General features: G+C 63.8%; 12 protein-coding genes and 1 tRNA gene. 3 read left to right on the forward strand and 10 right to left on the reverse strand.

Going from position 1 to position 13,260, the window contains the following annotated elements; translation table 11 throughout:
* Positions 1-108: 108 nt before the first annotated feature.
* The 6 genes from H5P29_RS28235 to H5P29_RS28260 form a co-directional block, all read right to left on the reverse strand.
* Positions 109-366, reverse strand: coding sequence for a hypothetical protein (locus tag H5P29_RS28235; protein WP_067965586.1), 258 nt, complete (start codon positions 364-366; stop codon positions 109-111).
* Positions 367-447: 81 nt separating this feature from the next.
* Positions 448-1,740, reverse strand: a complete 1,293-nt coding sequence (locus H5P29_RS28240; RefSeq protein WP_154386875.1) for an amidohydrolase family protein — start codon at positions 1,738-1,740, stop codon at positions 448-450.
* Positions 1,737-2,678: an ABC transporter permease gene (locus H5P29_RS28245; RefSeq protein ID WP_154386874.1), complete on the reverse strand. Its 942-nt coding sequence runs from the start codon at positions 2,676-2,678 to the stop codon at positions 1,737-1,739. Before H5P29_RS28245 ends, H5P29_RS28240 begins: the two co-directional genes overlap by 4 nt.
* A 250-nt stretch (positions 2,679-2,928) precedes the next feature.
* The gene (locus H5P29_RS28250; RefSeq protein WP_067965592.1) at positions 2,929-3,978 is read right to left on the reverse strand and encodes an ABC transporter permease; all 1,050 of its coding nucleotides are present in this window, start codon (positions 3,976-3,978) and stop codon (positions 2,929-2,931) included.
* Positions 3,979-4,080: 102 nt separating this feature from the next.
* Entirely contained in the window at positions 4,081-5,607 is a 1,527-nt protein-coding gene (locus tag H5P29_RS28255; protein WP_154386873.1) for an ABC transporter ATP-binding protein, read from the reverse strand.
* 161 nt (positions 5,608-5,768) lie between these two features.
* A complete protein-coding gene (locus H5P29_RS28260) occupies positions 5,769-6,794 on the reverse strand; it encodes a BMP family protein (RefSeq protein WP_067965596.1) in 1,026 nt (341 codons plus the stop codon).
* A gap of 378 nt (positions 6,795-7,172) precedes the next feature.
* Between H5P29_RS28260 and H5P29_RS28265 the strand changes: the two genes are divergently transcribed.
* Entirely contained in the window at positions 7,173-8,780 is a 1,608-nt protein-coding gene (locus H5P29_RS28265; protein ID WP_371818659.1) for an ABC transporter ATP-binding protein, read from the forward strand.
* Positions 8,781-8,850: 70 nt separating this feature from the next.
* On the opposite strand, the gene H5P29_RS28270 is transcribed toward H5P29_RS28265, so the two are convergent.
* Together H5P29_RS28270 and H5P29_RS28275 are read right to left on the reverse strand one after the other, a co-directional pair.
* Positions 8,851-10,332, reverse strand: coding sequence for an aldehyde dehydrogenase (locus tag H5P29_RS28270; RefSeq protein WP_154386872.1), 1,482 nt, complete (start codon positions 10,330-10,332; stop codon positions 8,851-8,853).
* A gap of 111 nt (positions 10,333-10,443) precedes the next feature.
* On the reverse strand, positions 10,444-11,088 hold the full coding sequence (locus H5P29_RS28275; protein WP_067967126.1) for a carbonic anhydrase: 645 nt from the start codon (positions 11,086-11,088) through the stop codon (positions 10,444-10,446).
* 233 nt (positions 11,089-11,321) lie between these two features.
* On the opposite strand from H5P29_RS28275, the gene H5P29_RS28280 reads away from it, so the two are divergent.
* Together H5P29_RS28280 and H5P29_RS28285 are read left to right on the forward strand one after the other, a co-directional pair.
* Positions 11,322-11,498 carry a hypothetical protein gene (locus H5P29_RS28280; protein ID WP_154386871.1) on the forward strand — a complete coding sequence of 59 codons (177 nt, stop codon included), beginning with the start codon at positions 11,322-11,324 and terminating at the stop codon, positions 11,496-11,498.
* Between the two features lie 161 nt (positions 11,499-11,659).
* Positions 11,660-12,847, forward strand: coding sequence for an IS481 family transposase (locus tag H5P29_RS28285; RefSeq protein WP_067956582.1), 1,188 nt, complete (start codon positions 11,660-11,662; stop codon positions 12,845-12,847).
* Between the two features lie 44 nt (positions 12,848-12,891).
* On the opposite strand, the gene H5P29_RS28290 is transcribed toward H5P29_RS28285, so the two are convergent.
* Positions 12,892-12,968 (reverse strand) — tRNA-Arg (locus H5P29_RS28290).
* A 60-nt stretch (positions 12,969-13,028) separates the two neighbouring features.
* Positions 13,029-13,178, reverse strand: coding sequence for a hypothetical protein (locus tag H5P29_RS28295; RefSeq protein WP_154385906.1), 150 nt, complete (start codon positions 13,176-13,178; stop codon positions 13,029-13,031).
* Positions 13,179-13,260: the final 82 nt, after the last annotated feature.

Raw genomic sequence — 13,260 nt, forward strand, 5'->3', positions numbered from 1 at the left:
CAATCCGCCGGGCGACGGGCCCGGATTGAGGCTATCTATGCGCTTGAAAGAGTAATGGCGAGGGCAATCTGGCCTGGACCATGCGTTGCCCTGTCGCAGTACCAGCCGTTACGGCTTCGGTGCGACGACGATCGGGCGATAGACCACGACAGGCCGGTTCCAGTCGTCGAACGACGACTTGCTCTGGCGGAACTCGGCGCGGCGATCGAGCTCGATGCGCTGCAGGCACTCGGCGAAGGCGTCGTTGCGCTTGGTGAAGCCGTAGGAGCGGCACTTGTCTTCGTCGCGGGCGCGCTGTTCTTCCGCCGACACGCAGCCGGCAAGCAAAGCCGTCACGAACACCAGCAAAACTGACCTCGACAACATGACCTTCTCCTTCCGCAACCGCGAGAATCTTGAGTTCTGTTGTAGACTTTTTTGTGACTTCTGGCCACGCGCTACGCCAGGTCAATTCGCCTGCGGCGGCACCACATGGCGGCGGTTGATGCTAGTCGGACGGCCCTTGATCGACAGCGCGGTGTCGCGCTTCGGACGTTCCGCCACGACCTTGCCCTTGGCAATCACGCAGAGGCGTTCGGCGCGCAAGCGCACAGCCTCGATCGGGTTGCCGGCGTCGAGCACGACGAGGCTTGCGGTCTTGCCGACTTCGAGCCCGAAATGGTCGAGCCCCATGATCTCGGCATTGACCTTGGTCACCATGTCGAAGCAGCGGCGCATGTCGGCAGGCGAAGACATCTGGGCGACGTGCAGGCCCATGAAGGCGACGTCGAGCATGTCGGCGGTGCCGAGCGAATACCACGGGTCGAGCACGCAGTCCTGGCCCCAGCCGACGCGGATGCCTGCCTTCAGCATTTCCGGCACGCGGGTCATGCCGCGGCGCTTGGGATAGGTGTCGTGGCGCCCCTGCAGCATGATGTTGATGAGCGGGTTGGGGATCGCCGACACGCCGGCTTCCGCAATCAGCGGCAACAGCTTCGAGACGTAATAATTGTCCATCGAGTGCATCGAGGTCAGGTGCGAGCCGGCCACCCTGCCCTGCAGGCCGAGACGCTGGGTCTCATAGGCCAGTTGCTCGATGTGGCGCGACAGCGGGTCGTCTGTTTCATCGCAATGCAGGTCGACCATCAGGCCGCGCGCTGCCGCGATCTCGCACAGTTCGGTCACCGAGCGCGTGCCGTCGGCCATCGTGCGCTCGAAATGCGGAATGCCGCCGACGACATCGACGCCCATGTCCAAGGCGCGAATGGTGTTGGCGCGCGCCGAGGGCGAGCGATAGAGACCGTCCTGCGGGAAGGCGACGAGCTGAAGGTCGATATAAGGCGCAATCTGCTTCTTGACCTCGAGCAGGGCCTCGACGGCAAGCAGGCGGTCGTCGCAGGTGTCGACATGGGTGCGAATGGCGAGCAGGCCCATCGACACGGCCCAATCGCAATAGGCGAGCGCGCGCTCCTTGACCGCCTCATGCGTCAGCAGCGGCTTGAGTTCGCCCCAGAGCGATATGCCTTCGAGCAACGTGCCTGAGGCGTTGATGCGCGGCAAGCCATAGGACAGCGTCGCGTCCATGTGGAAATGCGGGTCGACGAAGGGCTGTGAGACGAGGTTGCCGGAGGCGTCGACGACGTTCTTGGCCGCTGCTTCGATTTTCGGCTCGATGGCAGCGATCCTGTCGCCCTTGATGCCAATATCGGCGACGGTTCCATCGGGCAGCGTACCGCCCTTGACGATCAGGTCGAAGCTCATCTCTCGCCTTTCTGATAGGGGATCATCAGCGCTTTCGGATAGGTAGCGCGGCGCGCCACGAGGATCAGGGCCAGGATCGACAGCGCATAGGGCATCATCAGGAACAGCTGGTAAGGCACGACGCCGCCCGACATCTGCTGCAGGCGCACCTGATAGGCGTCGAAGGCGGCAAACAGGATGGCGCCGATTAGCGCCTTGCCCGGCCGCCACGAGCCGAACACCACGAGCGCGATGCAGATCCAGCCACGGCCGTTGATCATCTCGAAGAAGAACGAGTTGAACGCCGACATTGTGAGGAAGGCGCCGCCGACGGCCATCAGCGCGCTGCCGACCACCACCGCGCCCATGCGGATGCCGGTGACCGAGATGCCCTGTGCTTCCACGGCCGCCGGGTTTTCGCCGGCGGCGCGGACGGCAAGGCCGACGGGTGTTCGGTAGAGCACCCAGGCAACGACGGCGACGGTGAGGAAGGCGAAATAGGTCAGCGGCGTCTGCGAAAACAGCGCTTCGCCGACGATGGGGATCTTGGACAGACCAGGGATCGGCAATGGCTGGAATGGCTCGATCTTGGGCGGCGAGGTTACCTCAGGCAGCGCCAGGCGATAGGTGAAATAGGTCAGGCTGGTGGCGAGCAGCGTGACACCGATGCCGACGACATGCTGCGACAGGCCGAGCGGCACGGTCAGCGTCGCATGCAACAAGCCGAACATTGCCCCTGCCAGGGCCGCTACAAGCACGCCGGTCCACAGGTCGCCGCCGGCATAGACGGTGAACCAGCCGGCGAAGGCGCCGGCGGTCATGATGCCTTCGATGCCGAGATTGAGCACGCCGGCGCGCTCGCAGATCAGCTCGCCCATGGTGGCGAAGATCAGCGGCGAAGCAATGCGGATGGCGGCGACCCAGAAGGAAGCGGTAAAGAGGATTTCAAATGCGTCCATCAGAGGGCACTCCGCCTCGATACCAAACAACGCTGGCGCTCGACGTTGCCCCCCTCTGGCCTGCCGGCCATCTCCCCCACAAGGGGGGAGATCAGGACTTCGCCAGCGCCTCGCACAATCGTTCGCTTAGGAACTCCGTGTCGGCCAAAGCATCCCGGGAAACAACAGGAACTGGTGTGGCGTCGATGCGACTGATCTCCCCCCTTGTGAAGGAGATGGCCGGCAGGCCAGGCGCGAAGGATCTCAGCCATCACCTCCACCTCACCCTGAACCGCGTCAGCAGGATCGCTACCACCATCGTCAAGAGCGACGTGGCGACCATGACGTCGGCGATGTAGCTCGGCACCTTGGCAACACGGCTCATGGCATCGGCGCCGACGAAGATGCCGGCGACAAAGATGGCCGAGGCAATCACGCCGAGCGGGTTCAGCATTGCCAGCATGGCAACGACGATGCCCGAGTAGCCGTAGCCCGGCGACAGGTCGAGCGTCAGGTTGCCCTTGAGGCCCGAGACCTCGGAGAAGCCGGCGAGCGCCGCGAGGCCGCCCGACAGGAGTGCCGTCTTCATCAGCACGAGATTGACGGGAATGCCGACGAAGCGCGCGCCTTCGGGGTTGTGGCCGACGGCGCGCATCTCGTAGCCGAGCACGGTCTTCTTCATGATGACCCAGACGACAATGGCCGAGACGATGGCGATGACGAAGCCATAATGCAGGCGCTTGCCCTGGATGATGCGCGGCAGTTGCGCCTCGGCGATGACCTTCTGCGACTGCGGCCAGCCCAGCCCCATCGGGTCCTTGAGCACGCCTTCGAGCAGCATCGACACGAACAGCAGCACGATGAAGTTGAGCAGCAGCGTAGTCACAACCTCGTCGACGCCGAAGCGGGTCTTCAGCACGGCGGGTCCGAGCAGCAGCAACGCGCCCGCGGCCATGACGGCGACCATGATGATAGGGATGAGAATGGGCGCGGGCAGCGGCAGCGCGCCGGTGCCGAGCACCACGGTGACGATGCCGCCGACATAGAGCTGCGCCTCGGCCCCGATGTTCCAGAGCTTGGCCCGGAAGGCGACGGCAACGGCAAGCCCGGTAAAGATCAGCGGCGTCGCGCGCGTCAGGGTTTCCAGGAGCGCGAACTGCGAACCAGCCGCACCCTTGGCAACGAGGTAGAACACCGACAGCGGCGACGCACCGGCGACGAGCACCAGCAACGACGTGATGAGCAGCGTGGCGGCGATCGCCGCCAGCGGGAACAATAGCGTGACCGCCAGTGATGGCGCGGGTTTGGGCTCAAGCCGCATGGGTCTGCTCCGTGGCCTGAGATGTTTGCGGGACAGCACCCCCCTCTGTCCTGCCAGGACAGAGGGGGGTGGCGTGGAGCACTGACATCTGACCTCGCGCGTTCACGCCGGCTGCTCCCCACCATGGCCCGCCATCAGTTCACCCAGTTCGCGAATCGTCCGTTCCCCGCGCGCCGATGGCGCGGACAACCTCCCCTTGGACATCACGACGATGCGGTCGGAAAGCGCCAGGATTTCCTCCAGGTCCTCCGAGATCAGCAGCACCGCCGCGCCGCGCTCACGCGCGGCGAGCAGCATGCGGTGGACATAAGCGACGGCGCCGACGTCGAGGCCGCGCGTCGGCTGGCTGGCGAGGATGACCGCCGGTTCGGGGTCGAGCGCGCGGCCGAGGATCAGCTTCTGCATGTTGCCGCCCGAAAGCAGGCGGATGCGCGCCTCGGGCGATGGGCATTTGACGTCGTAGTCGGCAATGATCTCCTCGGCGAAGCGGCGCGCCGCCGTCCAGTCAAGGAAGCCCATGCGGCTGAAACGTGAGCTGCCGTAACGCTCGGCGATGACATTTTCGGTAACGCTCATGTCGCCGATCGTGCCGACGGCATGGCGGTCCTCGGGGATGCGGGCGATGCCATGGCCGAGGGCGGCGCGCGGGGACCAGTCGCCAACCGCGTGGCCGGCGATGGAAATCGCGCCGCCGGTCGGGCGCTGGGTGCCTGACATGAGTGCGGCGAGCGCTGCCTGCCCGTTGCCGGAAACACCGGCAAGGCCGGTGATCTCGCCGGCGTTGAGTGTCAGCGACACCTCGTCGAGGCCGGCGCCGTTATGGCGCGCCGTCGAGACGCGGTCGAGTGCCAGCAGGGCCGCACCTGCATGGACCGGACTGACCTCTGCCGGCTTGACCTCTTGGCCGACCATGAGGGCGGCAAGTTCCTTGCGGTCGGTCGATTTCGTCTCCCGTTCGCCGGCGAGCCGGCCGGCGCGCAGCACCAGCACGCGGTCACTGACGGCCATCACCTCATGAAGTTTGTGGGAGATGAAGATGATCGAAAGGCCCTTGGCGACGAGCAGCTTCAGCGTGCGGAACAGCGCGTCGGTCTCGGCCGGCGTCAGCACTGCCGTCGGCTCGTCGAGGATCAGCACATGGGCGTCGCGGTAGAGCGCTTTGAGGATCTCGACGCGCTGGCGCTCCCCCACCGACAGTGTGGCCACGGTGGCCGCAGGATCGACGGTCAGGCCGAAATCAGCGGACAACTGTTCGATGCGACGGCGCGCGGCTGCCCTGTCGAGCCTGGCTCGCCACAGGCCCTGGGTGCCCAGCGCGATATTCTCCAGCACGGTCATGTTGTCGGCGAGGGTGAAATGCTGGTGCACCATCCCGATGCCGGCATCGAGGGCCGCGCGTGGATCGCCCGGCGGCAGCAGCTTGCCGAACGCCTCGACAGTGCCTTCGTCGGCAACATAGTGGCCGAACAGGATGTTCATCAACGTCGTCTTGCCGGCGCCGTTCTCGCCGAGAAGCGCGATCACCTCGCTGCGCTTCAGCTCAAAGGAAATGGCGTCGTTGGCCGTCAGCGGGCCGAAACGCTTGGTGATGCCGGAGAGGCGAAGGACGATGCTGGGCTCAGTTGTCATGAAGCGGCGACGGCAGCTGGAGGTCCCTTCTCCCCGCCTGCGGGGAGAAGGTGGCCCGAAGGGCCGGATGATGGGCAGTGCCGAAATCGGAGAGGATACGCTGTCCCTCATCGTCCTGTCGGCATCTTCTCCCTCGTAAACGGGGGAGAAGAACGCTGTCATCAGCTCGACTTCGGCTCGGCGTCGTTGATCTCGACAGTGAACGAGCCGTCCTTGATCGCCTTTTCTTTCTCGGCGACCTTGGCCTTGATCTCGTCAGGCACCTTGCCCTCGAAGGTGCCAAGTGGCGCAAGCGACGAGCCGCCGTTCTTCATGAAGGAGTAGACGCCATAGTCGTCGGCCTTGAAGGTGCCGGCTTTCACTTCCGCGATCGCCTTGTCGAGCGTCGGCTCGAAGTGCCAGAGTGCGGAGGCGACCACCGTTTCGGGATAGTCGGCCTGGGTGTCGATGACGTTTCCGATGGCCAGTACTTTCTTTTCCTTGGCGGCGTCAGACACGCCGAAACGCTCGGCGTAGAGCAGGTCGGCGCCGCCATCGATCTGGGCGAAGGCGGTTTCCTTGGCCTTGGGCGGATCGAACCACGAGCCGATGAAGGCGACCTGGAATTTGGTGTCTGGCGCCACTTCCTTCACGCCCGCCATGAAGGCGTTCATCAGGCGGTTGACCTCTGGGATCGGATAGCCGCCGACCATGCCGATGTTTTTCGACTTGGTCATCGCGCCCGCAACGAGGCCGGAGAGATAGGACGCATCCTGGATGTAATTGTCGAACACCGAGAAATTCGGCACGGCGGCATCGGGCTTGAAGCTCGAGCCCATCAGGAAGGCGACGTCGGGGTAGTCCTTGGCGACTGCGCGGGCAGCATCCTCGACGCCGAAGACCTCGCCGATGATCAGCTTGTGGCCGGCCTCGCAATATTCGCGCATGACGCGCTCATAGTCGTTGTTGGCGGTGTTTTCCGAATAGACATATTCGATGTCGCCACGATCCTTGGCGGCGTTGGCCGCCTTGTGGATGCGGCTGACCCATTGCTGCTCGACCGGGACGGTGTAGATGGCCGCGACTTTGATCGGGTCGGCGGCGAAAAGCCGGCCGGGCAAGCCCACGGCCGCGACCGCGGCGGAAGCGCCCGCGGCTTTGATCAACGTGCGTCTGGAAATGCCTGAATTTTTGGAGCTGCTGTGCATACGATCCACCTCTGGCTGGTTTTGGTCTTTTTTGGCGAAGGCGACTTTTTATCGTTTGGTCAACGGTATGCGAAATCGCCGGAAGCGGCAATCTGCGGTAGCCGGCTGTCCACTGGGCCATGGATGCTGCGACAGTAAGCCCGGAGCCTAAGATCAACGACAGTTCCCCTTCGCGGAGAGCTGCTTTATACAGGCCGGCGCGGGGGATTAGCGCCCAAAGGACTTATTGATTTGCCTCGATTTTTTCGTCCGTCGCAGAATCATCTCCTGATCTGGAGACTGGTCAGGGAGTCGTTCCGCCAGCATGCGCTTGGCTACGGCATCGCCATCGTTGCGATGCTTGTGGTGGCCGCCATGACGGCGGCCAGCGCCTGGATCATGCAGGACATCACCAACGAATTCGTCATCGGCAAGGATATCAACCGCGTCTACATGATCGCGGCGATGGTTGCGGGGATCTTCATCCTCAAGGGTGTCGCGACCTTCGTGCAGGCATTTTTCCTGAGCCGCGTCGGCAACTCGATCATCGCCGACCGCCAGCGCAAGATCTATGACCGCATCCTGGCGCAGGGCATTTCCTTCTACCATTCGATCCCTTCGGCCGACCTGATCACCCGCGTCACGCACAATGCGCAGGCGGCGCGCGTTGTGCTCGACGTCATCGTCACCTCGTTCGTGCGCGACCTGTTTTCGCTGATCGGCCTCATAGCCGTGATGGTCTACCAGCAGCCGGTGCTGTCGCTGGTCGCCTTCATCGTCGGGCCGATCGCCATCTTCGGCGTCAACCTGATCCTGCGCCGCGTGCGCAAGATCATGGAGGCCGAATTCATGTCGCTGGCCCAGATCGTGCAGGTGATGCAGGAAACGACCATCGGCGTCAGGATCGTCAAGTCGTTCAACCTGGAAGCGACGATGCGAGTCCGCATGCATCGCGCCGTCTCCGACGTCGAAAGGCGCGCCAACTCCATCGCGGCCCTCGAAGCCGGTACCAGCCCGATCATGGAGACGCTTGCCGGCCTTGCCATCGCCGGCGTCGTGCTGGTCAGCGGCTATCTAGTCGTCCAGGGCGGCCAAACCCCGGGCAGCATCATGTCCTTCATCACCGCGCTTCTGCTGGCCTACGAGCCGGCCAAGCGGTTGGCCCGCTTCCGTGTCTCGCTGGAAGCGGGTCTGGTTGGCGTGCGCATGATGTTCGAACTCACCGACCGTCCGCTGACGCTTGCGGAAAAGCCGGGCGCAGAGGCTCTCGTGCCCGGTTCCGGCAAAATCGAGCTCAAGGACGTCAGCTTTTCCTATGCCGACGGCGAACCGGTGCTGCGCGATCTCGACCTCACCTTCCCGCCCGGCAAGATGACGGCGCTGGTCGGCCCGTCGGGCAGCGGCAAGTCAACGATCATGAACCTGATCATGCGCATGTACGACCCCAGCAGCGGCCAGGTGCTGTTCGACGGCCAGGACATCGCCCATGCCACACTGCATTCGGTCCGCGACCGCATCGCTTATGTCAGCCAGGACACGTTCCTGTTCTCCGGCACGATCATGCACAACATCCGCCTTGGCCGCGACGGTGCCAGCGATGAAGAGGTGATCGCAGCCGCCAAGGCGGCCAACGCGCATGACTTCATCATGGCGCTCAAGGGCGGCTATGACACGCAGGTCGGCGAAAACGGCGCCCTGCTCTCTGGTGGCCAGAAGCAGCGCCTGTCGATTGCCCGCGCAATTCTTCGCGATGCCAATGTTCTGCTGCTCGACGAAGCCACCAGCGCACTCGATGCCGAGTCCGAAGCGCTGTTCCGCGAGGCGCTGGAGAAACTCTCATCCGGCCGCACGACGATTGCCATCGCGCACCGCCTGTCGACTGTTCACCAGGCCGACAACATCGTGGTGATGCAGGACGGCAAGGCCGTCGAGCAGGGTCGCCATGCCGACCTGATCGAGGCCGAAGGTCTCTATCGCAGGCTCTACGAATTCCAGCTGATGGACTGAATAGACTGCACACAGCCGAAAAAAGAGGCCGCGCCGGCAGCCGGGCGCAGCTCTTTCGTTGCGGCCGCCCTCAATCGATACGGATGAACACGCCCTTGGTGTTGAGGTATTCGTCGAGATGATCAGTGCCGCCCTCGCGGCCGTAGCCGCTCATCTTGTAGCCGCCGAACGGCACCGCCGGGTCGATCGCGTGATAGGTGTTGACCCATACCGAGCCGGCCTGCAGCCGTCGTGACAGCTGGTGCGCAGTGGAGAGGTCGCGGGTGAAAACGCCGGCGGCGAGGCCGTATGGAGTGTCGTTGGCGCGCCGCACCACCTCGTCGAGTGTGTCGAACGGCAGGGCCGAGATAACCGGTCCGAAAATCTCCTCGCGCGCAATGCGCATGGTGTCGGAGACGCCGGCGAAGACGGTGGGGGCGACGAAGTTTCCTGCAGCCAGCGCGCCTTGCGACAGCCTGGTGCCACCGACGACGAGCCGCGCGCCCTCCTCCGAACCGGCGCGCAGATAGCCCTCGACGCGCTGCAGCTGGCGGGGCGAAATCAGCGGGCCGATCTCGGTCTCGGGGTCGATGCCGTTGCCAATGCGCAAGCCGGCTGCATAGGCGGCCAGCCGCGCGACGAACTCGTCGTGGATCTGTCGCGCGACAAAAAGCCTGGAGCCGGCGATGCAGATCTGGCCGGAATTGGCGAAGACAGACATGGCGGCAACCGGCACCGCGCGCTCGAGATCGGCATCAGTGCAGACGATTACCGGCGACTTGCCGCCGAGCTCAAGCGACACGCGCTTGAGGTTGCCGGCCGAGGCGCGGACAATGCTCTGGCCGGTGGCCGTCGACCCGGTAAAGACGATCTTGTCGACGCCCATATGCTCGGCGAGCGGCGCGCCGGCCTCGGTGCCGGTGCCGGTAACGATGTTGACGACGCCGTCGGGGACGCCAGCCTCGGCCATCAGTTCGGCGATCAGAAGCGGGGTCAGCGGCGCCTCCTCCGACGGCTTCAGCACAACGGTGCAACCGGTGGCCAAGGCCGGGCCGATCTTCCAGACCGACGCTGCGGTCGGAGCGTTCCACGGGATGATGGCGCCAACGACCCCGATCGGCTCCTTGCGGGTGTAGGAGACGATGTCACCCGGCAGCGAGTTGTCGATGGTCTGGCCGTGCAGCGCCGTCGCCATGCCGGCATAATAGCGCAGCATGCCAAGGACGCGGTTGGCATTGCCCCGGGCACGCGCGATGGGCAGGCCCATGTCAGTGGTGTCGGAAACGCAGATCTCTTCCCAGTGGCGCTCGAACAGCTCGGCGATCCTGAGCAGAAGTTTCTGCCGTTCATGCGGTTTGAAACGGCTCCACGGCCCATCAAACGCATTGCGGGCGGCGGCGACGGCGCGCTCGATATCCTTCTTGCCGGCGCGCGGCACCGTGGCGATTACGACGCCGTTGGCAGGATTGCGCGTTTCCATCGTCTGCCCGGACGCCGCCTCGACCCAGGCGCCACCGATGAACATGCGACGGTGACTGCCGTCGAGCAAATGACGGGGCTGGGCAGTTGTCATGGCTTGGCTCCTCGCCGCGCGGCCATGGCACAGGCGTCCAAGGCTCATGTGCAAAGCTAGGCCGGAGACGTCAGGCCATTCAAGTCTTTGAAATGAGGCCAGCGGCCAAGGTCAGGCGATGGAGGTGCGCTCGAAATCGCCGGTTTCGCGATCCATGACCCACAACTCGCCGGCCGAGATGTCGAACCAGGCGCCGAACAGCTCCAGCTTGCCCTTCTGCTCCAGAATCTTCACACACGGGAAGGTGCGCAGATTGGCGATCGAGTAGCGGATCGAGATGCGCTCGAGGGCCGTCTGGCGTTCGCCCTGGGTCATCATCGTGTTGCCGGTCACCGTCTCGGCGGCCGGTGCCACAAGGCTCATCCACTTGCCAATGAAGTCGCCGGGCGACAGCGGCGCCATGTTGGGGTCGAGAGCTGCACGGATACCGCCGCAACGGCCGTGGCCCATGACGACGATGTTCTTGACTTTCAGCGCCTGCACGGCGAACTCGAGCGCCGCCGAGGTCGAATGGAACTCACCATCCGGCGAATAAGGCGGTACGAGATTGGCAACATTGCGGACGACGAACAGCTCACCCGGACCAGAATCGAAGATGGTTTCGGGCGCGGCACGAGAATCGCAGCAGGCAATGACCAGGGTCTCGGGCGACTGGCCTTCGCGCGCCAGGGACTTGTAACGGTCCGTCTCGGCCGCGTAGCGACCGTTCATGAAGTTGCGATAACCGGCGAGCAGAGTCTCGGGCAAGTGCGACATGAGCTTGGCCTTAAACAAAATTTGCCGTGGCGGCAAATGCAAATGCAAGCGCGAGGCAACGCCGCCCTGCGGCATTGTTTCCCTATCGTCAGGCAGCCGGATCGGGCTTTACCGCAATGCCACGTGCGCTATGCTGCCGTTACGGCAGCCTGATTGCCGCGTGACCTCGGTCATGCCGCGCCGACCGGCTACCAAGCCGGCATTCTGCCGCCCCAGCCACAAGGAGAGATGTCATGCGCCTGCTCCTCTTCGCCTTCTCGACCGCCATTCTTCTGGCCGCCAGCGCCGGTGGGCCGAAAACAATCATTCGTGCCCAGGCCCAGGAATGCAGCGGCGAAAACTGTCCGCAGCCGAGCGGCCAGGGCAGCGGCAGGGACTGCGAGCACAAGAAGGAAAATACGGTCAGCTGACCGGCGGGCCGGCGAAATGCCTCAGGGCGAGCAGGCAATAGACAAGGCCCAGCCTGCCGAGTGAAGTGACCTGACTGCATTGGTGTGAGCGACCCGAGACATAGGTGACGTTTCGTACCGGACACATGGGTAACACTTTTGGCTTTTGGCCGGAGGTGTTGATGCCGTGGAAGGAGAGTTCGGTGATGGAGGAACGTCTTCGTTTTGTTGCGCGGCTTCTGGATGGCGAGGGCATGAGTGATGTGTGCCGAGAGTTCGGGATTTCCCGCAAGACCGGCTACAAGATCCTCAACCGCTACAAGGACGACGGCCTGGAGGCGCTGACCGACCGGTCACGGCGGCCGGTCCGCTATGCCAACCAACTGCCCTGTCAGATCGAGCAGGCGATTGTGAAGGCCAAGAAGGACAAGCCGCACTGGGGCGCCAGGAAGATCCGTGAGCTTCTGGTGCGCAAGCTGGCCGGCGACGTTCGGCTGCCGTCGACGAGCACGGTCCATGCCGTGCTCGACCGCCACGGCCTTGTCACGCGCGCCCGTCAGAGGCGGCGCTGCAAGGCCGAGGGCACGCCGCTGTCGGCGGCATGCTGCCCCAACGATCTGTGGTGTGTCGATTTCAAGGGCGAGTTCAGGCTCGGCAATCGCCAGTACTGTTACCCTTTGACGGTGACTGACCAGGCCTCGCGCATGATCCTTCTGTGCGAAGCCCTCGAATCAACGCGGGAGGTGCCCGTCGTCGAAGCCTTCGTGAGGTTGTTCAAGCAGCGCGGTCTGCCGGCGGCGATCAGAAGCGACAACGGGCTGCCCTTCGCCTCTCCCAACGGGCTCTACAATCTGTCCAGGCTCTCGGTCTTCTGGCTGCGGCTGGGCATCGACATCGAGCGCATCAAACCCGGCAACCCGCAGCAGAACGGCAGGCATGAGCGTATGCACCGGACCCTCAAGCAGGAGACGACCCGGCCGCCGGGCATGAACATTCTACAGCAGCAGGCCAGGTTCGATGCATTCGTCAGCGAATTCAATGCCGAACGACCGCACCAAGCGATCGGCATGAAGGTGCCGGACGAACTCTATAAGCCCTCTTCAAGAGCCTATGAGGGGCTGCCAGACCTGCATTACCCCTTCCATGACCGCGACATCCTCGTCACCGCCTGTGGCCGCATCTGCATGCACCGCAAGAAGATCAATATCTCGACCGTGCTCGCCGGCCAGAGGCTCGGAATCACTGAAGTCGACGACGCCATTTGGCTCGTCTCCTTCATGCACTATGATCTTGGCTATATCGACCTCGAACAGAGGACCCTGCAGACCATCGACAACCCGTTCGGCACGAGGTTGTCACCCATGTCTTAGGTACAAACTGTTACCTATGTCTTCGGGCTGTACAGTGAGGAGAATGGCGCGCCCGAAAGGATTCGAACCTCTGACCCCCAGATTCGTAGTCTGGTGCTCTATCCAGCTGAGCTACGGGCGCGCAACAGGCCATCAAGGAAACGGCCGGGACGCTCCGATCAATCGACCGCAGCGACCGGCGCTAACTAGCCGCTGACTTGGCGAATTGCAAGCCGCCCTGTTCAAACTTTCTGGGAAAAGCTGTCGGCGCCGGATGACGCCAGGGGAGATCCGGTGGCAGGCCGAAACGTTGCCGATCGGCGGCGGCGATGCCGCCGGTGAGCAGCCGCATGAACAATCCTGTTCCGTTGTCGCGGCCAGAGCCGGTACCTTGCATGTCCTCGCCGCGATGGCGGCGCAGCCTCTGACATCCA

Source organism: Aminobacter sp. MDW-2 (genome assembly GCF_014250155.1).
GTDB classification, from domain to species: Bacteria; Pseudomonadota; Alphaproteobacteria; order Rhizobiales; family Rhizobiaceae; genus Aminobacter; species Aminobacter ciceronei.